We start from the raw sequence: 25,774 nt of genomic DNA, 5'->3' as shown, positions 1-25,774 counted from the left end.
AATGCTTGGGCAAAGGAGCGCGGTATGGGTGCAGTCGACTTCGGATTCGCGGCAGGAGACGCGGTGCTCATCACCGGCGCCGGAAGCGGCATCGGCCGGGCGACGGCCATGCATGCGGCAGAGCTCGGGCTCGCCGTCAGCCTGTGGGACCTGAATCCCGCCGGCCTCGACGAGACCGCCCGGCTCGTGCGCACCAGCGCTCCGGCCGTGCACACCTGGGTGGCGGATGTGTCGGACGACGACGCCGTGGGTGCCGGATTCGCCGATGCCCGCAGCACTCTCGGCACGATCCGCTATCTGCACAACAACGCGGGGCCCGCCTCCAGCTCCGACATCCCGTTCGACCGGGCGCTCGAGATCTGCGTCGGCAGCGTGCGCCGAATGACGGAGGCGTGGTCGGCCGCAGGACCCGGAGACGGCGCGGCGATGGTCGCGACCACGTCGGTCGCGGGCAACCTCGTGGGCACGGACAACGCCTGGTACTCGGCGTCCAAGGCCGCGATCATGGGCTACATCCGCCACCTCGCCGCCCATCGCGCGAGGGACTTCCGATCCAACGGCGTCGCCCCCGGCATGACCGACACCCCGCGGCTGGCGGGATTCGCGGCGAGCGAGACCGGTCGGCACGTGCTCACCCGCATCCCCCTGCATCGCATGGCCACCCCCGACGACATCGCGTGGGCGACGCTCTTCCTCCTCTCCCCGCTCGCCGGCTACATCAACGGCGTCTTCCTCCCGGTCGACGGCGGCTGGACGGTGACGCAGTGATCGAGGCCGCCGACCGGCCGATCCTCCACTCGCACACGGTGCGACTCAGCTACGCCGACACCGACCCGGCCGGCATCCTCTACTACGCCGCCTGGTTCCCGAAGATGGAGGGCCTGCAGTCCGAGTTCCTGTTCCTGCAGGACCTGCGCCAGGACACCCTCGTCGAGCGCTTCGGCTGGTGGACCGTGTCGCGGGCCACCACCTGCGAGTACCTGGCCGCGGCGCGCCTGTTCGACGAGATCCGGATTGACCTGCGAATGGGACGGATCGGCCGATCCTCCTTCCGCTTCGCGTTCGAGATGACCCGGCTCGACGACGCAGTGCCGGTCGCGCGCGCCGAGAACACGATCGTCACGGTGTCTCCCACGCAGGAGAGCGTTCCGATCCCGGGCGGCCTGCGCGCACACCTCGAGCGCTGGGCGGGGGAAGGCCGATGAGCGCTGATCTCCGGGCGATCGGAGACCGCCAGGACATCGCGATGCTCCTCGCACGCATCGCGCATCTGGCCGATACCGGAGACCCGGAGGAGTACATCGACTGCTTCACTCCGGATGCGGTGTGGGACCTCACCGACGCCACCGACCTCCCGATGCCGGTGCAGACGATCACGGGCCGGGCGGCGCTGCTGGCCGGGGTGCATGATCGGCGGGCCGCGGGTATCCAGGGCCCGGGCACGCACACCCGGCACGACGTCTCCAGCATCGCCGTCGAGCTCGACGACGATCGTGCCACCGCACGCTCCTACTTCCGCTACTACCGTGGCACGGACGGGGTGCCGACCCTCGCGGCGATGGGCGTCTACTCCGACTCCTTCATCCGCACCGCGGCGGGATGGCGCCTGCAGCGCCGCGTGATCAGCCGCGGCTGAGCCACTCCTGCGCCCGTCCTCCGCGCGCCAGCTCGAGGTGCATCTCGGTCTGACGCAGCGCCGAGTGGAGCCAGAACCCGTCGAGTCCGTGCCAGCCCGAGGTCCAGGTGAGCCGGCTCGCATAGGTCCACACCGGGCTGTCGCCGAGCTCGGCGACGAGCGCGGCCACTTCGCGGGTGCGTCGCAGATGATGAGCGGCGATCCCTGCTCGACGCGATGCCAGCCCCGTGAAGCGGAATTCGTGCCCGGGGAGCACCGTGAAGTCGTCGAACTCGGCGAGACGGTCGAGCGAGGCCAGGAGGTCGCCCATCGGCTCGGTTCCGTCGAGCACGCCGATGCCGACGCCCGAGTAGATGCGCGGCAGCACGTGATCTCCCGTGAAGAGGAGGCGGGCATCGCGGTCGGCCAGGCAGATGTGCCCGCTCGTGTGCCCCGGGGTTGCGATGACCTCCAGGCGGCGGCCGGCGAGGTCGAGCACGTCGCCGTCGTCCAGGAGGGTGTCGGGCTCGACATCGCCGGTGAGGGAGGGCCGCGCGAACGATGCGACGAGCTCCTCGCGCCTCCCTTCGGGAACGCCCCAGCGCTCCAGCGTGTCGCGGTACGCCTGCGGATCACGCGCGATCGGGTCGGTGACGGTGGCGAGCACCCTCCGCTCGGTGGCCGACATCACGACCCGCGCGCCGACGAGCGATCGCACCCGCTCGGCGAGGCCGAGGTGGTCCGGGTGGTGGTGGGTCACGACGACCGTCCGGATGTCGGAGACCGAACGCCCGGCGACGACCAGGGCCCGCTCGATGCGCTCCAGGTTCTCCGGCCCGTCCCAGCCGGGATCGATCAGATGCACGCCGTCGTCACCGATCAGGGCGTAGCCGAGCGTGCCGGGCAGCGTCCCCTCGGGAATCGCCGTCGGGATGCTCCAGAGCCCGGCTCCGAGGTCGGCCGGTCCGAGAAGGTGTCCCGCCTCCCAGGCATCGCACTCGCCCTCGTCCACGGGGACGACATCATGCATGCGGCTGGCCATATCATCACCCTAGCAATCGCTTGTTCATTTCACGAGATCCGGATAGCCTGACGAAAGGGCATCGCCCCCTCGAGCGAAACGGTGACGGTGAAGTCGGAACGAGAGCGCCACGAGCGCGTGATGGTGGGGCTGCTCGCCGCCTGCGGCATGCTGACGTCGCTGCAGTTCACCCTCATCGTCCCCCTCCTCCCCCTGATCCCGGACCTGCTCGACACGACGGCCGCCGACGCATCCTGGCTCATCACGGTCACCCTGCTCACCGGCGTGGTCGGCACCCCCGTGGTCACCCGTCTCGCCGATCTGCACGGGCGGCGCCTCCTGCTCCTGGTCTCGATGGGGCTGCTGGTACTCGGATCCCTGCTCGCGGCGGTGATCCCCGGTTTCACCGCCGCGCTCATCGGACGCGCCCTGCAGGGCTTCGGCACCGCTGTCGTGCCGATCGGAATCGGCCTGCTGAGCGCCCTCGTCTCACGCCGCCGTGCCGTCCTCGGCATCGCCCTCATGAGCGGCACCCTCGGCATGGGCTCGGCACTCGGCCTCGTCCTCGCCGGCCCCCTCCTCCAGTGGGGCGGCCTGCCGACGATCTTCTGGTGTTCGGCGGTGGTCGGCGCCGCGTTCTGCATCCTGATCCGCTGGCGCATCGCCGAAGCCCCGCCCGGCGGTCGCCGGGCCTTCGACCTCATCGGCGCCACCCTGCTGGCGGCCGGACTCACGGCGCTGCTGCTCGCGATCTCCCGCGGGCAGTACTGGGGGTGGACCAGCGCATCCACGATCGTGCTGGGCCTGGTCGCCATCGCGACCTTGGCCGGCTGGATGCTGTGGGAGCGACGACACCCGGCTCCGCTGATCGATGTACGCACGGCCACGCGCGCGCCCATCCTGCCGATCAACATCGCGTCATTCTTCGCGACCTTCGGCATGTACGCCAACCACCTGCTCACGACGCAGGAGGCCCTCGCGCCGGCATCCACCGGCTACGGGCTCGAGGTCGCCACGGCGGCGGCCGGCCTGTTCCTCCTTCCCTCCGCGCTGACGATGATCGCCCTCGCACCCCTCGCCGCACGGGTCATCACGCGCTTCGGCGGGCAGCGAGCCCTCCTGCTGGGCTCGGCGATCATGGCGTCGGCCTTCCTGTTCCGGATGCTCGCGCACGGCGGGCCCCTGCCCGTCATGATCGGGTCCGCGCTCGTAGGGGCGGGCGTGGCGTTCGCCTTCGCAGCGATGCCCTCGCTGATCACCGCCTCCGTGCCGAGCGACGACGTGGCGACCGCGAACGGCGTCAACTCCGTCGTGCGCACCCTCTCGGGCGCCGTGGCCGCCGCGCTGTTCGCTTTCGTGATCACCGCCCTCCCCTCTTCCACCGATCCCGCCTTCCTCTCCGAACAGGCACTGCAGCTGTCGTTCGGCTTCGCGGCCGCCTGCGGGGTCGTCACCGCGGTGCTCGCCGCCTTCCTCCGTCTGCCGCCGGCCCCCAAGGAGTCCCCATGACCCTCTTCTCTCCCCTGACACTGCGGGAGGTGACCCTGCCCAATCGCGTCGGGGTCTCCCCGATGTGCATGTACGCATCCTCGGATGGCCTGGTCACCGACTTCCACGTCGCGCATCTCGGCCGCTTCGCACTGGGAGGCGCGGGGCTGGTGATCGCCGAGGCGACCGCCGTGCATCCGCAGGGGCGCATCTCGCCGTTCGACGCGGGCCTGTGGAGCGACGCGCAGATCCCCGGGTGGCGCCGGGTCACCGCCCTCCTCTCCGCCTCGGGGTCCGTGCCCGGTGTGCAACTGGGTCATGCCGGTCGACGCGCGGCGGTGCGAGAGCCGTGGCGGGCGGGCGCGCCTCTGGACGCCGACGACGCCGCGACCGGATCCGGACCGTGGCCCCTCGTCGCCCCCAGCGCCCTGGCGGCCGGCCCCGGTCACGTCGTGCCCGCGGCCCTGACCACCGAACAGATCGCCCGTTCGGTGCAGGACTGGCACGACGCGGCCGCTCGAGCGATCGCCTCCGGCTTCCGTTTCATCGAACTGCACGGCGCTCACGGCTACCTGCTGCACACGTTCCTGTCCCCCGTCTCGAATCGGCGATCGGACCACTACGGCGGCAGCGCAGAGAACCGCCTCCGCTATCCGCTCGAGGTCGTGTCCGCGGTCCGCGCTGCGATCGGCGACGGCGTTCCGCTGTCGTTCCGCGTCTCGGCGGTCGACGGCACCGACGGCGGTGCAGGCATCGATGAGACGGTCGAGGTGGCGCGCCAACTCGCGGCTGCTGGCGTCGACCTGATCGACACCTCCTCGGGCGGGATCACCACCGACCGCACGGTCGACACCCGCGTCCGGCGCGGTTTCGCCTTCCACGCCGACTTCTCGCGCCGTGTCCGCGACGAAGCGGGGGTGCCCACCGCCACCGTCGGTCTCATCGTCGATCCGGAGCAGGCCTCCCAGCTCCTCGCACACGGCGATGCCGACCTGGTGCTGCTGGGACGACAGATGCTCGACGACCCGAACTGGCCGCATCACGCCCGCGTGGCATTGGGCGATGACACGCACGAGTCCTGGGATGTGCGCTTCGGCAGCGCCCTCGGCCCGCGCGCCCGCGCGCTCGCGCGCCTCACGGCGGCCGGCGAGACTCCCCTCACCCGCTTCGCGCGCTGACCCCTGCCGCTCAGCGCGCGAGCAGCTCCCGGGCGGCGGCATCGCCGTCGAGCAGCCTGTTGCGCCGGTGGCGGATCCGCCAGCCGATCGGGGTGCGGAGCAGCTCCCACCGATTCGCGCTGACCCGCTCGCCGATCCATCGGTCCCCGTCGCGCAGCATCACCACGGAGTGCGTCACGGCGACGGCCTCCTCCCCGTCGATCTCGATGCGCGGGGCCGACACGATGTGCGCGCAGCCGCGGCGCAGGTACTCCGCGTGCGTCGGGATGCTCACGAGCGCGCGGATCCCTTCGGCATCCAGCACCGTGTCGTCGAACTGATACGTGCCCTCCGGCGTCCACAGGGCTGCGACCGCCTCGGCATCACCCGAATCCACGGCGGGACCGTACCGGGCGATGAGCTCGGCGATCTCGGAGCGATCCTCGAGCGCCCGCAGGCGCGCCTCCAACGCCTCGCTCACCAGTCCTGCCAGGGGATGATCGTCTTCACCGGCGTGGAGAGCATCCGCTCGCCCGTCGTCGGAAACCCGTCTTCTGCATCCTGCAGCGCAGGCGTAACCGTGGCCGGGTCGTCCTCGAGGTACACGAGGCGGATGCGCATGCTTCCCGGCGGATCGACGGGCGTCTCATCGAAGGGCAAGGACGAATGGCGCTGGGGGTGGCTGTAGGAGAAAGTCCACACCCCCGCGACCCCGTCGACCTCCAGCAACGACGGGATGAGCTCGCGATCCTCCCGCCGGTGCGCGTCGTGGGCCTCGGCACCGTGCGGCTCGGCGAACCGCGTCGCGGTGAGATGGACGCCGCGATGCGGACGGTAGGGCAGCACTGCGGGGTCGACCAGCGCACGCGGAGCGGCGTACCCCTTGACAGGCCGGAAGAAGGCCAGCAGCGGTCGGTGGATGCCGGGGATCAGCGGGCCCCTCCCCCATTGGAACGAGGCCTCCCCGAGGGCGTCCCAGGCGGCGACCGACTCGTCGACCGGGTCTCTGAACCAGTACATCGCGACGAAGTCGACCGCACCGGCGAGCGATCCTCCGCCGAGGTCGGCGTACTCCGGTCGAACCTCCCACCGGTCGCCCCAGGCCACGCCGGGGAGCGCGAGGTTCTCCGGGCGATGGTCGAGCTGATGCCAGCGGTTGTACGCCGCGTGCTGGGAGCGGTCGTCGAGGCGGACGAAGGAGAAGAAGGCGAGAGGCGCGAACACGTTGCCAGTCAAGCGTTTGCTTGGTTGCGTGTCAACACCCGTACGACGGATTCCGCGTCAGCGCCCCGAGACCTTCCCGAACACCTTCGCGATCGGCGCCAGCACCAGTGGACGTGCCGCGACCCAGCCGATCGCGATCACCACGAGCGACAGGACGAACACCCAGAAGCCGGTCCAGGTGGCGGCGTCCTGCGCAGCGAACATGTGGTTCAGGTTGCGCAGGAATCCGGTCAGCATCACGAGTGCGACGTGCGCGATGATGAACGCCACGAAGTACAGCATGATCGGGAAGTGCAGGGCACGCGCCCATTCCACCGGGTACGCCTTCGACAACTTCTCGGCCTTCTTCGGCCACAGCCCCGACATCCGGAATCCGGTGATCGCCGCGAGCGGGGCCGCGATGAACACGGTCGCGAAGTACGCGAGCTGCTGGAGGCTGTTGTAGTTGTTCCAGCCGTTCTCATGCGGCCAGTCGAAGGAGACGTACTGCAGCGCCGCCGACAGCGCATTCGGGAAGACTTCCCAACTGGTCGGCACGATGCGCACCCAGTGTCCCGTGGCGAAGAGCAGCACCACGAAGATGACCCCGTTCACGAGCCACAGGATGTCGAGGGCCTGGTGGAACCACAGGTTGAGGCTGATCTTGCCCTTCGCATTGCCCCGCGGCGTCCAGAAGACGGTCGGACGCTTCTCGGTGCGCACCTGGAGCCCGGAGCGGATGATCAGCACCATCAGGAACATGTTGAAGAAGTGCGCCCAGTTCACCCACGGTGCGAAGCCGGGCTCGACCGCGATGGCCGGTTCGTACTCGCCCGGGAAGGCCGCGAGGAAATCCTGCATGAACGGCAGGCTCAGGAGAGTGCGGACCAGCGCGATGGCTGCACCGGCGAGCACTCCGAGCGCGGCGGCACCGAACAGGACGGCGATCGCCTGCGTCCAGGTCGGACGACGACGCCCGGAGGCCTCCACCGCGGCGATGCTTCGGGGCGCGCGCCCGTTCCAGACCGTGCGCCTCCACGCCAGCGGCGTGTCGACCGCGGCGACGGTGGCGACAGCGGACGACGGGACGGGCGCGGCTGCGGGGGCAGGAGCGGGAGCTTCGACGAGGGCCGCGGCAGCGGAGATCGTCGGGGTGGTATCGGCGGGCGGCCAGGGCTCACCGCCCACGACACGGGGCAGCCCACGGCGCAGCCCTTCGGTCGCCACCGCCGGAGCGGACACGACGGGGGCGGGCGCCACCGCCGGAGCGGACGAGCTGGTCGGCGCTGAGGTGCTGGCCGGCGCGGACGGGCTGGTCGGCGCGGATGCGACGGGGGCCGCCGCCGCGCCACGGGAAGACGACACGTCTGCGGCGACGACATCCGTGGGAGGCCATGGCTCGCCACCGGTCGTCCGCGGCAGCCCGCGTCGCATGCTCACCGCCGTTCCCCCCGCAACGGCCGCGACGACCTCCCCCGTGCCCGCAGCGGCCCCATTCCCGGCCCCGGCCCCGGCCCCGGCTCCGGCTCCGGCTCCGGCCCCGGCTCCGTTCCCGGCCCCGGCTCCGGCTCCGTTCAACTCGCCCGCCGACACGCCAGATGTCGGACGGGTGGCGGGCGCGAGTCCGACATCTGGCGTGTCGGCAACCGCGGTGAAGGAGCCTTCCGGCGCAGGGGGCCACGGCTCTCCGCCGGGCACGCGCGGCAGCCCGCGTCGCAGCATCCGCGTCGCCATGGCTAGTTCTTCCGCGCCTCGAGCGCCGCGATCACCTGCGGCACGACGGTGAACACGTCGCCGACGATGCCGAAGTCCGCAACCTCGAAGATCGGCGCCTCCGGGTCCTTGTTGATCGCGACGATGTTCTTCGACGTCTGCATGCCCGCGCGGTGTTGGATCGCACCGGAGATCCCGAGCGCGACATACAGCTGCGGCGAGACGGAGACCCCGGTCTGTCCGACCTGGTGAGACTGCGGGATGTACCCCGCATCGACTGCCGCCCGAGAAGCCCCCACTGCGGCGCCCAGCGCGTCGGCGAGCTCCTCGACGAGCACGAACTTCTCCTTCGACGCCAGCCCACGGCCGCCCGAGACCACGCGCGTCGCACCCCGGAGCTCCGGACGGGAAGAGGCCACCTCGACCGCTTCGATCGGACCCGCGGTCGCGGCGGTCGCACCGGAGGGCGTCACGGCGAGCGCCTCCACCGAGTGGGTGGCCACGGCCTCGGCCCGCACGTCCACCGCCCCCTGGCGCACCGTGATGACGGGGATGCCGAAGGTCGGAGCGGAGTCGACCAGGTAGGCGCCGCCGTAGACGGAGTGATGCGCGACCACACCCTCGTCATCTCGCGAGACTCCGATGGCGTCGACCGACAGCGCGCTCTTGGTACGCACGGCGAACCGGCCGGCCACGTCGCGACCGGTGATGGAGTTCGAGATGAGCACGGCATCCGGGCGCACCTGCGCCGCAGCGGCCTCCAGCGCATCGACGATCGGGACAGTGAGGGACGAGGCATCCCCCTCGGCGGTGAGCACGACGGCCGCTCCCGCTGCGGCCACCTGATCGACCGCAGCCGGGCTCCCGCCGACGATCAGGGCGACGGGCGAGCCGACCGTCGAAGCGGCGCCGATCAGCGCTGCGGTGCTGCTGGCCACATACCCGGAGGGATCGGTGTCGACGAGGACGAGGATCGGGTTCTCGGAAGAGGTCATGTCACACCAGCCTGTTCTGCACGAGGTAGTCGACGAGCTTGTCGGCGGCGTCGCCTTCATCGGTGATCTTCACCCCGGCCGCACGCGGAGGCTTCTCCGAGACCGCGGTCATGATCGTCCGCGGCGCCAGGGACGGATCGGCGGAGACCTCGAGGTCGGCGAGCGAGAGCACCTCGAGCGGCTTCTTCTTCGCCGCCATGATGCCCTTGAAGTTGGGGAAGCGTGCGTCGGGGAGCGCCTCGGTGATCGAGATCACCGCCGGCAGCGCCGCCGAGACGGGCTGACTGCCGGCATCCGCGCCGCGGATTCCGGAGATGCCGTCTGCGGTGATCTCGACCGACGCGAGTGCGGTGGCCTGCGCGAATCCGAGGTGCTCGGCGAGCATGGCGGGGATGACACCACCCGAGCCGTCGGTCGAGAGGTTCCCGGTGATCACGAGGTCAGGGCTCCCCCGGCGGATCGCGGCGGCGAGCACCTCGGCGGTGAGGCCCAGATCTGCCCCCGCGAGCGCCTCATCGGCGATGTGCACCGCTGACCCCGCACCGATCGCGAGCGCCCGACGCACCGAGGCGGTCGAACCGGCCGGTGCCATCGAGAGGGCCACGACCTCGGTCCCGTCGTTCTTGTCGGCGTAGCTGAGCGCTACCTCGAGAGCACGCTCCGTGATCTCATCCAGGACGACATCTCCGGCGGCACGATCAGCGAGCCCGGTCTCGAGATTCAGTTTGCGATCGCCATAGGTGTCGGGCACCTCTTTGACCAAGACGAAGATCTTCATCGATTGCTCCTCACGACACGCTGAGTCTATCCGCATGGGCCTCTATGTAGCCAAAAGCAGAGGAAACCATCGTCATGACCCGCGATTTGCCCCGGCAATGTATACATACCCCACACTCACACGACGGCTTTCCCCCACGCTCCGTCCGCCGCACCCCGCCGCCGGTACCGTAGAGAGGTGAGCCGACCCCGCCCCCTCCCCGTTGACCCGCTCGCCGAGGCCAAGCGGCAGTGGGTCGCGCACGGATGGACGGATGCCGCCGACGGCATGGCCGTGGTCACCTCGGTCATGCGGGCCCAACAGCTGCTGCTCGCCCGCGTCGATGCGGCGCTCAAGCCGTTCGCACTCAGCTTCGCCCGGTTCGAGGTGCTGCGCCTGCTGGCGTTCAGCCGCGCCGGACGCCTCCCCTTGTCGAGCGTCGTCGCACGCCTTCAGGTGCACCCGACCACGGTCACGAGCACGGCGGAGCGACTGGTCCGCGACGGGCTCGTCGTGCGGGAACCACATCCGCACGACGGCCGGGCCGCACTCCTGGCGCTCACGGATGCCGGACGCGAACTCGTCGAGCGCGCCACCGATGCTCTGAACTCCGAGGTCTTCGTCGACCCCGGCATGAGCGCAGGCGACGCAGCCGAACTCGTCGCGATCGTCGCGCGGCTCCGCAAGGCCGCCGGCGACTTCGCCGACCCTCGCCCGCGCCCCGAGCCTCTCTGACATGCCCCGGTTCGTCCTCGAGACGCTCATCGCCGCGCCACCCGCCGCAGCGTTCGCCGCGTCGCTGGATCCCGACCTGCATGTCCGTTCGATGGCTCGTCACGGAGAGTCGATGGTGGAGGCACCGGCCGGGGGATCGTTCACGGAGGGCTCGACCGTGACCTGGCGCGCACGTCACTTCGGCATCCCGTTCCGCTTGCGTTCCGTCGTGTTCGACATCGATCAGCCCCGCGGCTTCTCGGATCGGCAGATCGCCGGCCCGTTCGCGGAGTTTCTGCACGAGCACCGGTTCGATGCGCATCCGTCCGGCACGCTCATGCGTGACACGGTGACGTTCCGGTCGCCCTTCGGCCCGCTCGGCCGAGCCGTCGACGCCCTGTTCCTCAGCGCGTACATGCGCCGCCTGATCAGCGAACGCAACACGATCCTCGCCGCCGAGATCGAGGGCCACGGGAGTACCCTCTGGGCATGAGCGAACTGCGTCTGCACACCGTCCTCACCGGCCGCGGCCCCGCTGCCGCGATCCTGCTCAGCGACGAGCAGGTCACGTCCTTCGGGGCGGGGAAGTCCTTCCCCGTGACCGTCACCATCGGCGGACGCACCGCCAGGCTACGCGTGGCGCGCATGGGCAGCGAGAACATGATCGGGTTCAGCAAGGCCGTCCGCGCCGACCTGGCAGTGGAGATCGGGCAGGAGATCGACGCCGTGATCCGAGTGGATTCCGCGGAGCGCACCGTCGACATCCCCGCCGAGCTCGCTGCAGCCCTGGACACCGACCCCGCCGTGCGCGCGGCCTTCGACGCGCTGTCCTACTCCGCGCGCAAGGAACACGCGCGCAGCGTGGCCGAGGCCAAGCAGGAGGCGACCCGCGAACGTCGTATCGCGAAGATCCTCGACGCGCTCTCCGGCTGAACGCGTTCACAACTCCGCAGAGATCGTCGTCCGCGACCGCGACGAGCGCCGTTTCCCGCGTGACGCGCTCCTTCCTGAGGAGTTGCGAACGAGCACCTAGCGGTTCTGGAAGTCCGGCGACCGCTTCTCCCGGAACGCGGCCATCCCCTCCTTCTGGTCTGCGGTGTCGAACAACGCCGCGAAGGCGTGCTTCTCGTGCGCCAGGCCGTCGGCGAGGGTCGTCTCCATCGCCGCATCCAGCGCGGCCTTCGCGGCGTACACGGACGGCAGCGACTTCGACGCGATCGTGTCGGCCAGCGTCGTGGCCTCGGCGAGGAGATCGGACGCGGGGACGACACGCGACACGAGGCCGGCGCGCTCTGCTTCCTCGGCGCCCATGAAGCGTCCGGAGAGCACCAGCTCGGCCGCCTTGTAGTAGCCGACCGCGCGGATCAGGCGCTGGGTGCCACCCATTCCGGGGATGACGCCGAGATTGATCTCCGGCTGGCCGAACTTCGCCGTGTCGGCCGCCAGGATGATGTCGCACATCATCGCGAGCTCGCACCCACCGCCCAGAGCGAAGCCGGAGACCGCCGCGATCACAGGGGTGCGCACGGCAGCGAAGTCGTGCCAGATGCCGAAGTGGTCGGTCTCGAGCATCTCCGCCGCGGACATGCCCTCCATCTCCTTGATGTCGGCCCCGGCCGCGAAGGCCTTCTCGGATCCGGTCAGCACGATGGCACCGACGCCCTCGTCCGCGTCGAAGGCCACGGCCGCGGCGGTGACCTCTTCCGCGAGCAGGCTGTTCAACGCGTTCAGAGCCTCCGGTCGGTTCAGGGTGATCCACCCCACTCGTCCACGCTGCTCGACCAGGATCGTCTCGTACTCAGTCATGTCGCCCTCTCGTTCGGATCTCCTTCAGCATTCACCCTGACCTTCGAATCGCACAAATGGATCCATCCATGCCACGGACGGAACCATTTGCGCGATTCGAAACCCCCGGGGGTCACACACGATCGTCACGAATGTCGGTGATGATGCCGGAGAAGTCCCGAGTCGCTCCGTCACCGGCGGCGAAGGCGGCATAGAGCTCCTGCGCCAGCCGACCCATCTTGGCGTCGGTCGACGTCTGCTCGATCGCCTGCAGTGCGAGTCCGAGGTCCTTCGCCATGAGCGCTCCGGCGAAGCCCGGCTGATAGTCGCGGTTGGCAGGGCTCGTGGGAACCGGGCCGGGAACCGGGCAGTTCGTCGTGATCGACCAGCACTGCCCGGATGCCTGCGACACCACGTCGAACAGCGCCTGGTGCTCGAGCCCCAGCCGCTCCCCCAGCACGAACGCTTCGGCCACCGCGATCTGCGAGACCGCGAGCACCATGTTGTTGCAGACCTTCGCCGCCTGGCCGAGCCCGGGCCCACCGCAATGCACGATCCGTTTGCCCATGACCTCCAGCAGCGGGAGCGCCGCGGCGAAGTCCTCGTCCGATCCGCCGACCATGAAGGCCAGAGTTCCGTTCTCGGCACCCACCACACCTCCCGAGACCGGGGCATCGATGTTGCGATGTCCCGCTGCGATCGCGAGCGCGTGGGCAGCCCTCGCTTCATCGACGGCGATCGTGGACGACTCGATGAAGAGGGTGCCCGGTCGCGCAGCCGCGAGCAGTTCGGTGCGATACGCCTCGATCACGTGCTTTCCGGCAGGGAACATCGTGGTGACGACGTCCGCTTCGGCCACGGCATCCGCCCCACCATCCGCGATGGGGATCCCCACAGCCTGCGCGGCCTCGACGGCAGCGGGCACGAGGTCGAAGCCGTGCACCTCATGGCCAGCCGCGACGAGGTTCCTCGCCATCGGCAGCCCCATGTGCCCGAGGCCGAGGAAGGCCACGCGGGTCATGATGCGCTCCGCGTCTGGTCTCCGCCGCCGCGCTGGAGGGAGGCCGATCCGGCTGGTCGCAGCATCTCGCGGCCGACGATCAGCCTCATGATCTCGTTCGTCCCCTCCAGGATCTGATGCACCCGCAGGTCACGGACCACCTTCTCGATGCCGTAGTCCTGCAGATACCCGTAGCCGCCGTGGAGCTGCAGTGCCCGGTTCGCGACATCGAAGCCGGCATCGGTCGCGAAGCGCTTCGCCATGGCGCAGCGCATCGTCGCATCGGGCGCCCCCTCGTCGACCGCCTGCGCGCCGTCGCGCACCATGAGACGAGCAGCATGCAGGTCGGTGCGCATGTCGGCGATCGCAAACAGGATCGACTGCTTCTCGGCAAGCGGCTCTCCGAAGGCCACCCGCTCGTGCACGTACTGCACAGCCTGGTCGAGCGCCCACTGTGCGCCGCCCAGAGAACACGCCGCGATGTTGAGCCGGCCGCCGTTGAGGGCCGACATCGCGATGGCGAATCCACGACCTTCAGCGCCGAGCACGGCGGAGGCCGGAACCCGCACGCCGTCCAGGATCACCTGGCGGGTCGGCTGCGCATGCCAGCCCATCTTCTTCTCCGGCGCCCCGAAGCTCACCCCTTCGGCATCGCCGGCCACCAGGAACGCGCTGATCCCGCGCGCGCCCGGCTCTCCGGTGCGTGCCATCACCACGTAGACGGCGGCCTCGCCCGCACCCGAGATGAACTGCTTCACCCCGGTGAGGACGAAGTCGTCGCCGTCGCGCACCGCACTCGTCGCGATGTTCGCGGCGTCCGATCCCGCGCCCGGTTCCGTCAGGCAGTATCCGCCGAACACGGACATCGAGGTGAGCTGCGGCAACCACTGCCCGCGCTGCGCATCGTCGCCATAGGTGTCGATCATCCACACGACCATGTTGTGGATGGAGATGTAGGCCGCGACCGCCGGATCACCCTTCGCGAGCTCCTCGAAGATCGCGACGGTGTCGCGGCGGCTGAGGCCGGTGCCGCCGAACTCCTCGTCCGCGTAGATGCCGCCGAGGCCGAGTTCGCCGGCACGATGCAACGATTCGCGCGGGAACAAGTGCTTCTCGTCTCGTTCCGCGGCGTACGGGGCGAGCTCGGTCTCGGCGAACTCGCGGACGGCGCCGATGATCGCCTCGCGTTCCTCGGCGGTGGTGGTGACGGTGGTCATGGTCATCGTGGTTCCTTGTGGGAGTCTCGTGCCGGGCAGTGCGGATCAGTGCATGGTCGGGATGACGAAGCTGGCGCCGTCGCGGATGCCCGCCGCGGGCCAGCGGCTCGTCACCGTCTTGGTCTTCGTGTAGAAGCGGAAGGCGTCGGTACCGTGCTGGTTGAGGTCGCCGAAGCCGCTGCGCTTCCATCCGCCGAACGTGTAGTAGGCGATCGGCACCGGGATCGGCACGTTCACGCCGACCATCCCTACCTCGACGCGAGCGGCGAAGTCCCGGGCGGCGTCGCCGTCACGGGTGAAGATCGCGACGCCGTTCCCGTACTCGTGCTCGGAGGCCATGCGCAGCGCCTCTTCGTAGTCGGCGGCACGGGCGATCACGAGCACCGGGCCGAAGATCTCCTCCCGGTAGATCGCCATGTCGGTGGTGACATGGTCGAACAGCGTCGGTCCGAGGTAGAAGCCGTCTTCATATCCGGCGACGGTGAAGCCGCGGCCGTCGGCGAGCAGGGTCGCCCCTTCGTCGACGCCCTGCTGGATGTACCCCTCGACCCGCTCCACGGCCGCGCGAGTGACCAAGGGTCCGTAGTCGACATCGGCCGCGAGAGAGGGGCCGACCCGCAGTCGGGCGACACGGTCGGTGAGTTTGGCGGCGAGAGCATCGGCTGTCTCCTGTCCGACCGGCACGGCCACCGAGATCGCCATGCAGCGCTCGCCCGCCGACCCGTAGCCCGCCCCGATGAGCGCATCGACCGCCTGGTCGAGGTCGGCATCCGGCATCACGATCATGTGGTTCTTGGCGCCGCCGAAGCATTGCGCCCGCTTGCCGTGGGCGGTCGCGGTGCCGTAGATGTACTCGGCGATCGGCGTGGACCCGACGAACCCGACGGCGCGGATGCGGTCATCGGTGAGCAGCGCGTCGACCGCCTCCTTGTCACCGTGCACGACGTTGAGCACCCCGGCGGGAAGCCCCGCTTCGAGGAAGAGCTCGGCGAGGCGCACCGGCACCGAGGGATCGCGCTCGCTGGGCTTGAGCACGACGGCGTTCCCCGCGGCGAGCGCAGGCCCCGCTTTCCACAGCGGGATCATCGCCGGGAAGTTGAAAGGGGTGATCGCGGCGACCACGCCCAGGGGCTGCCGCATCGAGTAGACGTCGATCCCGGCCCCGGCACCCGTGGAGTACTCGCCCTTGAGCAGGTGCGGAGCCCCGGCCGAGAACTCGATCACCTCGAGCCCGCGCTGGATGTCGCCCTTGGCGTCGTCGACCGTCTTGCCGTGTTCGCTGGCGAGGAGCTCGGCGAGCGGTGTCATCTCGCGCTGCACCAGGTCGAGGAAACGCAACAGCACCCGCGCACGCTTCTGCGGGTTGGTCGCGGCCCACGCGACCTGGGCCTCCTCGGCGGTCGCGATCACCCGGCGAACCTCCTCGGCCGACGCGAGCGGCACCCGCGCCTGCACGGCACCGGTGCTCGGATCGAACACATCAGCGAAGCGACCGGAGTCGGGAGTGAGAAGCGATCCGCCTATGAAATGGGCGATGGTCCGAGTCATTGTGTGACATCCCTCCGTGCCGTCGTTGGCACATTGAGGAGTTTACTCCGGCGTCCGGATATTTACTAGGACGTCCTATCAGTTTGTTCCGCGTGGATCGCCGCATCCGTCGAGGTTGTTCGCGCCGCGTTCACCGGCCGGTCATCTCCCGCGGGTACAACTGCACTTGCGCGGACAGAGACTCAGACCGGATCGGGTGTCACGTCTACCGCGCGCACGGTGAGCACTCTCGCTCCCGTCGCGGTTCCCACACCGCGAGACCCCCGCCGAATCGGGTCGGCGGGGGTCCTCTTCGTCGCGGCACCGTTTGGGGGCCGTTCGAATCGCGCAACCTGTCGCATCCGGGTCTCGTATTGGACGAATTGCGCGATTCGAACGGGGAGCGAGCCTGTGGATGACGACCACGGGGGCCGGGGGCACTGCGCCACGGTGGTGTCCATGGGACGACGACATCCACTACCTGACGGCTTCGACGACACGTTCTCCGTACGCATCGCGCGACTGCACGGGGTATGTCGGGGTCGTCTGCGCGGGTCCGACCTGCGAGCACCTTTCCACGGAGTCCGTGCGCATCGCGACGCCGCGGACGCTCTGGACGACGACGTGACGGACATCGCGGACCCTTACGAAAGACAGCGGCGAGGTCGTGTCGCCCGCGCCCGGCTGTACGCGGCGAGACTGCATCCGGGCCATTTCTTCAGTCACCGGACGGCGGCATCGATCTGGGGTGCACCTCTGCCCCTCGAACTCGACATGCGGGGCGAGATCGCCGCCGGGGAGCACCTGGGCCTGCATGTGAGCGCATCCGGAGCGATACCTTTTCCTCGTGCGCGCGGCATCATCGGCCACCGCACGCTGGCCAGCCTCACCTCCACCGAGATCCACGACGGGCTGCGAGTGACCTCGCCTGCTGCGACCTGGGTGGCGCTGGGGGACCTGCCCGTGGTCGATCTCGTCGCGCTCGGGGACTACTTCTGTCGACAGTGGAGACCCGGTCATGGACGCCCCCACGCGGGACGTCCACCCCTGTCGACCGTGGAGGAGTTGAGGAACGCACTCGAGGCCGGCCGTCGACGGGGTGCCGACCGGCTGCGCACAGCACTCGCCTCCATTCGCGAGGACTCCTGGTCACCGCGGGAGACACACGTGCGCCATGTCCTCGTCTCGGCCGGGCTGCCGGAGCCGCAGCTCAATCTCGACGTGCTCGATGAGGACGGACGGTTCCTCGCCTGCGTCGATCTGGCCTACGTGCAAGAACGAGTGGCGATCGAGTACCTCGGGATGCTCCACGACCACCGCTGGGCGCAGGACGTCGAGCGCATCGCGGCGCTGCGGGCCGCCGGATGGACCGTCATCGAAGTCACCTCACCTCTCCTGCACAAGCCGGAAGAACTGGTCCGTCGGGTCGTGGCGGCACTGCACCACTGACACCGCTTTCGAATCGCGCAACTGGTCGATTCACACCGCAGAATCCGACCAGTTGCGCGATTCGAAGGCCGGGGAGACACCGCCTAGAATCGACCGTGCGCCGCCACCCTGGCGCATCCGCTTCGACGCCCCGACCCCGAGCGTCCGTGTCCCGAGGACCGCATCATGTCCGAGCCCGTCACCGTGTCCATCCGCCGCGAAGTCGACCCCGGCCGCATCACCGAGGCGACCGCCTGGGTGCAGACGGGGGTGAACCTCGCGACGAAGTATCCGGGCTTCCTGGGGTCGGGCTGGGTGCGCGCCGGCGAGGACTCTCAGGTCTGGCACATGCTGTACCGCTTCGCGAGCGAGGAGTCGCTCGTCCAGTGGGAGCAGTCGGCCGAGCGCACGTGGTGGCTGTCGATGGGCGAGGGCTTCGTCCGAAGCGAGCGCTCCAAACGGCGCACCGGCATCGAGGGCTGGTTCGACGAGCCGACCACCGGGACGATCACGCTCCCGTCCTCCGACGGGGGCACCGCCACGGTCGCCATCGCACCCGCGCCTCCGCGGTGGAAGCAGGCGACCTCGATCTGGCTGGGCTTCTTCCCGGTGAACCTGGCCTTCACCTACGCGCTGAGTCCCGTGCCCGGATGGGAGAGCCTCCCGATCTGGCTGCGGGTACTCCTCACGACACTGGTCCTGACCCCGATCATGGCCTACTGGGTGCTGCCCTTCGTGACCCGGTCGTTGCGGAGCTGGCTCACCCGCTGACGAGTCCCCCGCTGCGCCCGCTCGAATCGCGCAAATGGTCCCGTCTCGGCATGAAACAGGACCATTTGCGCGATTCGAAGCTGGTGCGGGCGGAAGGTCAGCCCTCGACGTGCCGCTCGTCCGGGCCGTCGTAGTGCGAGAGCGGACGGATCAGCGCGTTCGAGCCGGCCTGCTCGATGACGTGCGCGGTCCACCCGGTCACCCGCGCCGCCACGAAGAGCGGCGTGAAGGTGAGGGTGTCGAAGCCGATGAGGTTGTAGGCAGGACCCGACGGATAGTCGAGGTTCGGGTAGATACCCTTGCGCGTCACGAACTCCGACTCGAGCGTGTCGTACAACTCGGCCACATCACGGCGGTCGTAGTGCTCGACGAGGGTGTCGAGGGCGGCCTTCATGGTCGGCACCCGGGAGTCGCCCTTCTTGTAGACCCGGTGCCCGAAGCCCATGATCTTGCGCTTCTCGGCGAGTGCCTTGTCGAGCCACGGCACCACGTTGTCGGCAGTGCCGATGTCGTCGAAGATGTGCAGCACGGCCTCGTTCGCCCCACCGTGCAACGGCCCCTTGAGCGCGCCGATGGCCCCGACGACGGCGGAGTAGATGTCGCTCAGGGTCGAGGTGATCACCCGGGCGGTGAACGTCGAGGCGTTGAACGAGTGCTCCGCATACAGGATCATCGAGCGGTTGAAGGCGTCCACCACGACGTCGTGCGCCTCTTCGCCGAAGGTCATCCACAGGAAGTTCGCGGAGTAGTCGAGGTCGTCCCGGGGAGCGATGAGCTCCTGCCCGCGGCGGCGACGCTGACCGTAGGCGACGATGGCCGGAAGCGCGGCGAACAGGCGGATGCTGCGCTCGAGGTTCTGCTCGGGGCTGCCGCCCGCATCGAGCACCGAGCCGCCCGCACCGGGGTCGGAGGCGCCGATCAGGCTCACCGCCGTGCGCACCTCGTCCATCGGGTGCGCGTCGAGCGGGACCAGGTCGATCGCGGCCTTGACGTTGTCGGCGAGTGCGCGGTGTCTGCGCTCCTCCACCCGGAACGCCGCCAGCTCCTCGGGCGTCGGCAGCTCGCCGTGCCAGAGCAGATACGCGACCGCTTCGAACGGCTGCGTGTCCGCCAGCTCCTGCACCGGATAGCCGCGGTACAGCAGGCTGTTCGTCTCGGGATTGACCTTCGAGATCGCGGTCGTGTCGACGACGACTCCTGCGAGGCCCTTCTTGATGTCCGGCTCGGTCATGGTCACTCCTTCGTGATGGTGAAGTTGAAGACACCGGAGTCGAAATGGTTGTACGACTCGTAGTCGATCAGGTCGTAGAGGTCGGCGCGGTGCTGCATCTCGCTGAGCTTCGAGGTCAGGTGCCCCTCTTCGTTCAGCGTATCGAGCGCACGGCCCGCGGCCCCCATCGAGATGCGCAGCAGCGACACCGGCCAGATGACGAGGTTGACCCCGGCATCGCGCAGCTGGTCCACGGAGAAGAGCTCGCTCTTGCCGAACTCCGTCATGTTCGCCAGGATCGGCACGTCGAGCGCCTCGGCCATGGCCTCGAACTCCGCGAGCGTGCGCATCGCCTCGGGGAACACGGCGTCGGCGCCCGCGTCCGCCAGAGCCTTAGCGCGGTCGATCGCCGCATCCAACCCCTCGACAGCCCGGATGTCGGTGCGGGCCATGATGAGGAAGTTCTCGTCGCGACGGGCGTCGGCGGCGGCGCGGATGCGCTTGATCGCCGTGTCCTCGTCGACCACGCTCTTGCCGTCGAGGTGACCGCAGCGCTTCGGGTTGATCTGGTCCTCGATGTGCGTGCCGGCGAGACCCGCATCCTCGAGCTCCTGGATGGTGCGGGCGACGTTCATCGGTTCGCCGAAGCCGGTGTCGGCATCGACGATCGCGGGCAGGTCGGTCATGCGAGCGATCTGCTTCGCACGAACGGCGACCTCGGTGAGCGTGGTGAGGCCGATGTCGGGGAGGCCCAGATCGGCCGAGAGCACGGCACCCGAGATGTAGACGCCGTCGAAGCCCTTCTGCTCGATCAGACGTGCACTCAGCGGGTTGAACGCGCCGGGGAAGCGCAGCAGCTCCCCGCTCGCGAGCCGCTCGCGGAACAGACGGCGCTTCTCGGACGGGGTGATGGTGGAGTACAGCATCAGAAGAGTCCCGCTGGCGCCGGAGCGTTCTCGAGCACTCCGGGCTTCGCGACGATCGACAGCTCGCCGACCTCGGCCGCGGTCAGCTCGGGCAGGCGCTGGACGAGGTTCAGGAACCGCTCGATCTCGGCGGGTTCGAGCACGGGCTCCGCCAGCAGGCGGAACTTCGCGATGTAGTTCTCGCGAGCGAATGGACGCGCCCCGAGGGGGTGGGCATCCGCGACGGCGATCTCGTCCACCACGGTCGACCCGTCGGTGAGGAGGATCTCGACGCGACCGCCGAACGCCTTCTCATCGGGGTCCTCCGAGTGGTAGCGGCGGGTCCACTCAGCGTCCTCGGCCGTGGTGATCTTGTGCCACAGCGCGACGGTGTTCGCACGGCCGGCCCGCTCCGGCGCGTAGGAGTCGACGTGGTGCCAGCCGCCATCCTGCAGCGCGACCGCGAAGATGTAGGGCACCGAGTGGTCGAGCGTCTCGCGCGAGGCGGTCGGGTCGTACTTCTGCGGGTCGTTCGCCCCGGAGCCGATCACGTTGTGGGTGTGGTGGCTGGTGTGGATGACGATCCGCTCGATGTTCGCGGGGTCACGCAGCGCCGGGTTCTCGATCCCGAGCTTGCGGGCGAGATCGATGAGCGCCTGCGCCTGGTACTCGGCCGAGTGCTCCTTCGTGTACGAGTCGAGGATCGCACGCTTCGGCTCGCCCGCAGCGGGCAGCGGCACGTCGTAGGAGGCGTCCTTGCCGTCGAGCATCCACGCGATCACCCCGTCCTCACCCTCGTAGATCGGGGCGGGGCTGGTCTGCCCGCGCATCGCCCGGTCGACCGCTTCGACGGCCATCTTGCCCGCGAAGGCCGGAGCGTGCGCCTTCCAGGTCGAGATCTCGCCCTTGCGGCTCTGGCGGGTGGCGGTCGTGGTGTGCAGGCCCTGGCCGATGGCCTGATAGATGGTTTCGACGTCGAGACCGAGCAGGGTGCCGATGCCGGCGGCTGCCGAGGGGCCGAGGTGGGCCACGTGGTCGATCTTGTGCTTGTGCAGGCAGATCGCGCGCACCAGGTCCATCTGGATCTCGTAGCCGGTGGCGATGCCGCGCACGAGAGCCCGCCCGTCCTTGCCCGCGTGCTGGGCGACCGCGAGGATCGGCGGGATGTTGTCGCCGGGGTGCGAGTACTCCGCGGCGAGGAACGTGTCGTGGTAGTCGAGCTCACGCACGGCCACGCCGTTCGCCCACGCCGCCCACTCGGGGCTGGTGTGGTGATCGAGTGCGGCGCCGAAGAGGTTCGCGCCGACACCGCCGGTCGAGACGGGATGGCTGAACGCCTGGGCCCTCGCCGCATTGATGGGCGCCCGGGTCAGGGAGGCTGCGGCGACGGAGGCGTTGTCGATGATGCGGTTGATGATCATGTCGACGACGTCCTGCTCGACCTCGACCGGGTCGGCGGCGACCTCGGCGATCCTCCAGGCGAGCTGATCCTCACGTGCGAGGTTCTCGTCGCTGCGATGCACGCGGACGTGGTGGGTGACGGTCATGAGAGTCCTTCGGTCGTGGGAGGAGACGAGACGTCTTCGGGGAGGGAGTCGAGGATGCCGGTGAGCGCGTTGTGCAGGTGCACGTGCGTGGCGTGGGCGGCGAGGTCGCCGTCGCGGGCGGCGAGGGCCTCGGCGATGGTGCGGTGCTCGCCGGCGGAAGCGGCGAGTCGAGCGGGGTTGTCCCGCGCCATCCGGCGGACCCGCACGAGGTGCGTGCGCACCGTGCGCAGCGCAGAGGCGATGTAGTCGTTCGCCACGGCCGCGTCGAGGGCGGCGTCGAAGCGGGCGATCAGCGCGTAATAGGCGTCACGGCCGGCGACGGCGTCGAGGTCGACATGGGCGAACTCGTCGGCGAGCGCGGCGAACAGGGAAGCATCTCCCCTGGCGGCGGCGAGGCGCGCCGAGCTCTCCTCGAGGGCGCGGCGGATCTCGAAGAGCGAGCGGATGTCGTCGGCGTCGAGGTCGGCGACCACCGTGACCCGCGGCGACTGCTGGACGACGAGTCCGTCGGCGGCGAGCCTGCGCAGTGCTTCGCGCATCGGCGTGCGGCTCACCCCCAGGCGCTCGGCCTGCTCGACCTCGCCGAGCACGACACCTGCGGCGAGCGTGCCCGACTGGATGTCGTCGAGAAGCGCCGCGTACGCGCGATCACCGGCCGAGGTGCGCTCCACGGGAAGGGTCATGCCCTCAGTGTATACATAAACGGGGCACCGAGGGGACCGAAGGGACAGCTGACTGCAGCGCCGTATACATTCCCGTCCAGGAAGCTCTCGGTTACGGCACCGGCTCGACGAACTCCCGAGTGACCGGCTCGCCCAACTTGACCACGATGACGCCGACGAGCACGAGCACCCCGCCAAGGACCTGCAGCAGATCGGGGAGCTGCCCGAGCAGCAACCAGCCGAACAGGAGCGCCGCAACGACCTCGGCGAGCGCGACGAAGGAGGCGAGCCGCGAACCCAGCATCCGCGTGGACGCGATGCCGAGCACATACGCGAGTGCCGTCGCGACGACACCCATCGCCAGCACGGGGACGATCCACGGCACGCTGCCGAACCGGTAGGCGACGTCATCGGTCGTCCAGGTGATCGGCAAGACCCCGATCGCCCCGGCGACGGTGAGTCCGAGCGCGCCGAGCAGCAGACCGCTTCCGGCGAGCGCAAGCGGCGGCAGCCCCGTGTCGGCCTTGGCGGACAGCACGAAGTACGCCGCCGCCCCCACCATGGCTCCGAGCGCCCACAGGATACCGCCCACATTCACCTCGGCTCCGGTGAGGATGTCGAGCATCAGCACGAGTCCGACGAAGGCGACGACCGCGCCCACGACGCTTCGACGCGTCGGTCGCTCCCCTCTGCGCAGCCAGAGCCACAGCAGCACCGCGACCGGGGCGGTGTACTCGATGAGCAGGGCGATCCCCACATCCATCACGGCGACCGCCTGGAAGTAGAACAGCTGCGTCGCGGTGACGGCGAGGAGACCGTAGGCGAGGATCATGCCGACGTTGCGCCGCAGGAGTCCCCACCGGCCCCGCATCGCGATCACCGTCGGCACGAGCAGCAGCAAGGCCGCCACCCAGATGCGCGCGGTGACCGCGGCCCCCGGGGTCCACCCGGCGTCGATGAGCCCGCGCGCCCAGGCGCCGGACATGCCGAACGAGAAAGCGGCGGCGATGGCCACGGGCAGACCGAGGCGGACGCCTCCCCGCGCCAGGCCGATCGCGTCATCTGCCACCTTGCTCATGATCGATGACGGTAGTCGCCGGCGATGTAAGGTGTCAACATGATCTTCACGGATGACACGGAAGACGCGCTGCGTGCAGCCGTCTGGCTCGTGAACTCCGCGGAGGATCCAGACACCCTGAGCGAGCTCGCCGACGAGGAGACGTTCTTCCGCGCGTTCCCCTACACGGGCCGGATCGACCGCGACGAGGACGAGCTCGCCTCGTTGAGACGCCTTCGCCGACGGCTGCGACACATGCTCCTCGCCCCGCGCGACGACATGGCCGCGCACGTGAACGACGCCCTCGCCGAAGCCCTCCTCACCCCCATGCTCGTGCGCCACGACGGCGCCGACTGGCACCTGCACGCCGTCGCCGACGAGCGTCCCCTCGCCGAGCGCATCCTGATCGAGACGGCCATGGCGCTCATCGACGTCATCCGCGCCGACGAAGGCTCGCGCCTCACCGTGTGCGACGACGACACCTGCCGGTCGATCGCCCTCGACCTCTCGCGCAACCGCTCGAAGCGGTACTGCTCCACGACCTGCGCGAACCGGAACGCGGTCGCCGCATACCGCGCGCGCCTCGCCGCCGGCTGACTCTCCGCCGCTGCTCCTGACGGTCCGTCTCGTGCCGCGCTTCACAAACGATTATCGATTAGTGTAAAGTCGCCAGCGGCCCTCCCTCATGCATCAGGAAAGGATCAACGATGATCAAGGCCCGAATCCTCCCCCTCGCCGGTGTCGCCACAGCCTCAGCGCTCGTGCTCGCCGGCTGCTCCACCGCTCCCGCCGACGGCGGCTCCTCTGAGGAGACCACCGTCCGGATGCTCGTCAACGTCACCCCCAATCTCACCGAGGAGTTCTGGAACGACCTCGTCGCCCCCTTCGAGGAGGCGAACCCCGAGATCGACGTCGTGATCCAGAACCCCGGCGCCGAGGGCGTCGAGGCCGCCGTTCCGCGTCTGCTGGCCGCGGGCGACGCCCCCGACGTGGTGCAGTCGATCGCCCCGACTACCAAGCTCGCCCCCGAGCTCGTCGACCTCTCGGAGTACGACTGGGCATCCTCCGGCCCGCTCGCCGACCAGTACTCGATCGACGGCAAGAACTACATGGCCGGCATCGGCGTGCAGCTGCAGAGCCTGTTCTTCTACAACAAGACCGCGTTCGAGGAAGCCGGCATCACCGAGCTGCCCGCCACCGTCGACGAGCTGACCGACGCGCTCGGAGCTCTGAAGGACGCCGGCTGGACTCCGATCCAGACCGGCGGCGACTGGATGACCAGCCACGCCCTCCAGGCACTCGGGCTGCCGACCATCATCAGCGACGACCCCGACTGGTTCCACCACATCTCGGCCGGCGACGTGACCTTCAGCGAGACCTACGGCGACGCGGTGAACACCTACGCCGACTGGGTCGCGGAGGGCTACATCCCCACCGACTCCCTGGGCATCAAGTACCCCGACGCCGAGCAGGCCTTCCTCTCGGGCAAGACGGCCGTCTACCCGATGGGCAGCTGGTTCGCCGGCACCCAGGCCAAGGCGGAGGCTTCGGCTGACATCGGCGTGTTCCGCGCTCCGGCCGTCGACGCCGACCAGCAGCCGGCCATGGGTGCCAACATCGCGAGCCCCTACTCGATCCTCAAGGCGAGTAAGAACCAGGATGCCGCGGCCATGCTCATCGAGTTCCTCACCACCGATCAGAAAGCGGTGAGCGACCAGCTCGCCGTCGACGGCAACTTCCGCGACGGCTACGAGTACGAGATGACCGCGCTCGGCGAGGAGCTCCTGCAGATCGTGGCCGACACGCCCGCTGCCGCCTACACGCCCACCGGCGGCGGCTACGGCGAGCGCACACTCCCCGACGGCTACCCGGGCGAGATCAACACGCAGACGCAGGCCCTGATCGGCGGCGCACCCGCAGACCAGGTGCTGCAGTCGATGGACGACTGGTTCGCCGCGAACGCCGGCTGACCTGCCGAGGTGTCCGGGACCGGCATCGTCCC

The 25,774-nt window shown here is 69.4% G+C and carries 27 protein-coding genes; 12 read left to right on the top strand and 15 right to left on the bottom strand.

All coding sequences use genetic code 11. The features are described from left to right. The first annotated feature begins 24 nt into the window (after window positions 1-24). From LC041_RS01130 to LC041_RS01120, 3 genes are read left to right on the top strand one after another with little or no spacing between them, the layout of a single operon-like run. Window positions 25-768, top strand: a complete 744-nt coding sequence (locus tag LC041_RS01130; protein ID WP_226531136.1) for an SDR family NAD(P)-dependent oxidoreductase — start codon at window positions 25-27, stop codon at window positions 766-768. Continuing rightward, window positions 765-1,205 carry an acyl-CoA thioesterase gene (locus LC041_RS01125; protein WP_226531135.1) on the top strand — a complete coding sequence of 147 codons (441 nt, stop codon included), beginning with the start codon at window positions 765-767 and terminating at the stop codon, window positions 1,203-1,205. The genes LC041_RS01130 and LC041_RS01125 overlap by 4 nt, the downstream gene beginning before the upstream one ends. Next, complete coding sequence (locus tag LC041_RS01120; protein ID WP_226531134.1) at window positions 1,202-1,636, top strand: nuclear transport factor 2 family protein; 435 nt, start codon at window positions 1,202-1,204, stop codon at window positions 1,634-1,636. The genes LC041_RS01125 and LC041_RS01120 overlap by 4 nt, the downstream gene beginning before the upstream one ends. On the opposite strand, the gene LC041_RS01115 is transcribed toward LC041_RS01120, so the two are convergent. Further along, window positions 1,623-2,657, bottom strand: a complete 1,035-nt coding sequence (locus tag LC041_RS01115; protein WP_226531133.1) for an MBL fold metallo-hydrolase — start codon at window positions 2,655-2,657, stop codon at window positions 1,623-1,625. The genes LC041_RS01120 and LC041_RS01115 overlap by 14 nt on opposite strands. An 87-nt stretch (window positions 2,658-2,744) precedes the next feature. On the opposite strand from LC041_RS01115, the gene LC041_RS01110 reads away from it, so the two are divergent. Beyond that, on the top strand, window positions 2,745-4,145 hold the full coding sequence (locus tag LC041_RS01110) for an MFS transporter (RefSeq protein ID WP_226531132.1): 1,401 nt from the start codon (window positions 2,745-2,747) through the stop codon (window positions 4,143-4,145). Next, entirely contained in the window at window positions 4,142-5,302 is a 1,161-nt protein-coding gene (locus tag LC041_RS01105; protein WP_226531131.1) for an NADH:flavin oxidoreductase/NADH oxidase, read from the top strand. The genes LC041_RS01110 and LC041_RS01105 overlap by 4 nt, the downstream gene beginning before the upstream one ends. Before the next feature lie 10 nt (window positions 5,303-5,312). Here the strand turns inward: LC041_RS01105 and LC041_RS01100 are convergent, their stop codons facing one another. From LC041_RS01100 to LC041_RS01080, 5 genes are read right to left on the bottom strand one after another with little or no spacing between them, the layout of a single operon-like run. After that, window positions 5,313-5,762: a nuclear transport factor 2 family protein gene (locus tag LC041_RS01100; RefSeq protein ID WP_226531130.1), complete on the bottom strand. Its 450-nt coding sequence runs from the start codon at window positions 5,760-5,762 to the stop codon at window positions 5,313-5,315. After that, complete coding sequence (locus LC041_RS01095) at window positions 5,759-6,505, bottom strand: hypothetical protein (RefSeq protein WP_226531129.1); 747 nt, start codon at window positions 6,503-6,505, stop codon at window positions 5,759-5,761. Before LC041_RS01095 ends, LC041_RS01100 begins: the two co-directional genes overlap by 4 nt. Window positions 6,506-6,562: 57 nt before the next feature. Further along, window positions 6,563-8,218 carry a cytochrome b/b6 domain-containing protein gene (locus tag LC041_RS01090; RefSeq protein ID WP_226531128.1) on the bottom strand — a complete coding sequence of 552 codons (1,656 nt, stop codon included), beginning with the start codon at window positions 8,216-8,218 and terminating at the stop codon, window positions 6,563-6,565. A 2-nt stretch (window positions 8,219-8,220) separates the two neighbouring features. Next, the gene (locus tag LC041_RS01085) at window positions 8,221-9,192 is read right to left on the bottom strand and encodes an electron transfer flavoprotein subunit alpha/FixB family protein (RefSeq protein WP_226531127.1); all 972 of its coding nucleotides are present in this window, start codon (window positions 9,190-9,192) and stop codon (window positions 8,221-8,223) included. Between the two features lies 1 nt (window position 9,193). After that, the gene (locus LC041_RS01080) at window positions 9,194-9,970 is read right to left on the bottom strand and encodes an electron transfer flavoprotein subunit beta/FixA family protein (protein ID WP_226531126.1); all 777 of its coding nucleotides are present in this window, start codon (window positions 9,968-9,970) and stop codon (window positions 9,194-9,196) included. Window positions 9,971-10,147: 177 nt separating this feature from the next. Here LC041_RS01080 and LC041_RS01075 point away from each other — a divergent pair, with 177 nt between their 5' ends. The 3 genes from LC041_RS01075 to LC041_RS01065 are packed head-to-tail and all read left to right on the top strand — an operon-like array spanning window position 10,148 to window position 11,596. Then, the gene (locus tag LC041_RS01075) at window positions 10,148-10,684 is read left to right on the top strand and encodes a MarR family winged helix-turn-helix transcriptional regulator (RefSeq protein WP_226531125.1); all 537 of its coding nucleotides are present in this window, start codon (window positions 10,148-10,150) and stop codon (window positions 10,682-10,684) included. A 1-nt stretch (window position 10,685) separates the two neighbouring features. Then, entirely contained in the window at window positions 10,686-11,156 is a 471-nt protein-coding gene (locus LC041_RS01070) for an SRPBCC family protein (protein WP_226531124.1), read from the top strand. Beyond that, entirely contained in the window at window positions 11,153-11,596 is a 444-nt protein-coding gene (locus LC041_RS01065) for a YdeI/OmpD-associated family protein (protein ID WP_226531123.1), read from the top strand. Before LC041_RS01070 ends, LC041_RS01065 begins: the two co-directional genes overlap by 4 nt. 96 nt (window positions 11,597-11,692) lie before the next feature. On the opposite strand, the gene LC041_RS01060 is transcribed toward LC041_RS01065, so the two are convergent. The 4 genes from LC041_RS01060 to LC041_RS01045 all read right to left on the bottom strand — a co-directional run bounded on the left by LC041_RS01060 (window position 11,693) and on the right by LC041_RS01045 (window position 16,213). Continuing rightward, on the bottom strand, window positions 11,693-12,469 hold the full coding sequence (locus LC041_RS01060) for an enoyl-CoA hydratase-related protein (protein ID WP_226531122.1): 777 nt from the start codon (window positions 12,467-12,469) through the stop codon (window positions 11,693-11,695). A 112-nt stretch (window positions 12,470-12,581) separates the two neighbouring features. Beyond that, window positions 12,582-13,469 (bottom strand): 3-hydroxyisobutyrate dehydrogenase, encoded by an 888-nt coding sequence (gene mmsB / locus LC041_RS01055; protein WP_226531121.1) that lies wholly within the window; start codon window positions 13,467-13,469, stop codon window positions 12,582-12,584. After that, complete coding sequence (locus LC041_RS01050) at window positions 13,466-14,671, bottom strand: acyl-CoA dehydrogenase family protein (protein WP_226531120.1); 1,206 nt, start codon at window positions 14,669-14,671, stop codon at window positions 13,466-13,468. The genes mmsB and LC041_RS01050 overlap by 4 nt, the downstream gene beginning before the upstream one ends. A 39-nt stretch (window positions 14,672-14,710) precedes the next feature. Continuing rightward, window positions 14,711-16,213: a CoA-acylating methylmalonate-semialdehyde dehydrogenase gene (locus tag LC041_RS01045; RefSeq protein ID WP_226531119.1), complete on the bottom strand. Its 1,503-nt coding sequence runs from the start codon at window positions 16,211-16,213 to the stop codon at window positions 14,711-14,713. A 438-nt stretch (window positions 16,214-16,651) separates the two neighbouring features. On the opposite strand from LC041_RS01045, the gene LC041_RS01040 reads away from it, so the two are divergent. Both LC041_RS01040 and LC041_RS01035 read left to right on the top strand, forming a co-directional pair. Beyond that, window positions 16,652-17,641, top strand: a complete 990-nt coding sequence (locus LC041_RS01040; protein WP_226531118.1) for a DUF559 domain-containing protein — start codon at window positions 16,652-16,654, stop codon at window positions 17,639-17,641. A gap of 165 nt (window positions 17,642-17,806) precedes the next feature. Then, complete coding sequence (locus LC041_RS01035; RefSeq protein WP_226531117.1) at window positions 17,807-18,391, top strand: antibiotic biosynthesis monooxygenase; 585 nt, start codon at window positions 17,807-17,809, stop codon at window positions 18,389-18,391. A 97-nt stretch (window positions 18,392-18,488) separates the two neighbouring features. On the opposite strand, the gene LC041_RS01030 is transcribed toward LC041_RS01035, so the two are convergent. The 5 genes from LC041_RS01030 to LC041_RS01010 form a co-directional block, all read right to left on the bottom strand. Next, the gene (locus tag LC041_RS01030; protein WP_226531116.1) at window positions 18,489-19,622 is read right to left on the bottom strand and encodes a bifunctional 2-methylcitrate synthase/citrate synthase; all 1,134 of its coding nucleotides are present in this window, start codon (window positions 19,620-19,622) and stop codon (window positions 18,489-18,491) included. Between the two features lie 2 nt (window positions 19,623-19,624). Next, the gene (gene prpB, locus LC041_RS01025) at window positions 19,625-20,527 is read right to left on the bottom strand and encodes a methylisocitrate lyase (RefSeq protein ID WP_226531115.1); all 903 of its coding nucleotides are present in this window, start codon (window positions 20,525-20,527) and stop codon (window positions 19,625-19,627) included. Then, window positions 20,527-22,053 carry an MmgE/PrpD family protein gene (locus LC041_RS01020; protein WP_226531114.1) on the bottom strand — a complete coding sequence of 509 codons (1,527 nt, stop codon included), beginning with the start codon at window positions 22,051-22,053 and terminating at the stop codon, window positions 20,527-20,529. The genes prpB and LC041_RS01020 overlap by 1 nt, the downstream gene beginning before the upstream one ends. After that, on the bottom strand, window positions 22,050-22,736 hold the full coding sequence (locus LC041_RS01015; RefSeq protein ID WP_226531113.1) for a GntR family transcriptional regulator: 687 nt from the start codon (window positions 22,734-22,736) through the stop codon (window positions 22,050-22,052). The genes LC041_RS01020 and LC041_RS01015 overlap by 4 nt, the downstream gene beginning before the upstream one ends. Window positions 22,737-22,827: 91 nt before the next feature. Beyond that, a complete protein-coding gene (locus LC041_RS01010) occupies window positions 22,828-23,793 on the bottom strand; it encodes an EamA family transporter (RefSeq protein WP_226531112.1) in 966 nt (321 codons plus the stop codon). 39 nt (window positions 23,794-23,832) lie between these two features. Between LC041_RS01010 and LC041_RS01005 the strand changes: the two genes are divergently transcribed. Beyond that, window positions 23,833-24,369 carry a CGNR zinc finger domain-containing protein gene (locus tag LC041_RS01005; RefSeq protein WP_226531111.1) on the top strand — a complete coding sequence of 179 codons (537 nt, stop codon included), beginning with the start codon at window positions 23,833-23,835 and terminating at the stop codon, window positions 24,367-24,369. 110 nt (window positions 24,370-24,479) lie between these two features. Continuing rightward, the gene (locus tag LC041_RS01000) at window positions 24,480-25,742 is read left to right on the top strand and encodes an ABC transporter substrate-binding protein (RefSeq protein WP_226531110.1); all 1,263 of its coding nucleotides are present in this window, start codon (window positions 24,480-24,482) and stop codon (window positions 25,740-25,742) included. The last annotated feature ends 32 nt before the right edge of the window (window positions 25,743-25,774 follow it).

It is taken from the genome of Microbacterium paraoxydans (genome assembly GCF_020524545.1).
Lineage (GTDB): Bacteria > Actinomycetota > Actinomycetes > Actinomycetales > Microbacteriaceae > Microbacterium > Microbacterium paraoxydans_C.
Note: the sequence above shows the minus strand (reverse complement) of the source record. Positions and strands in the feature narration are given on the sequence as shown.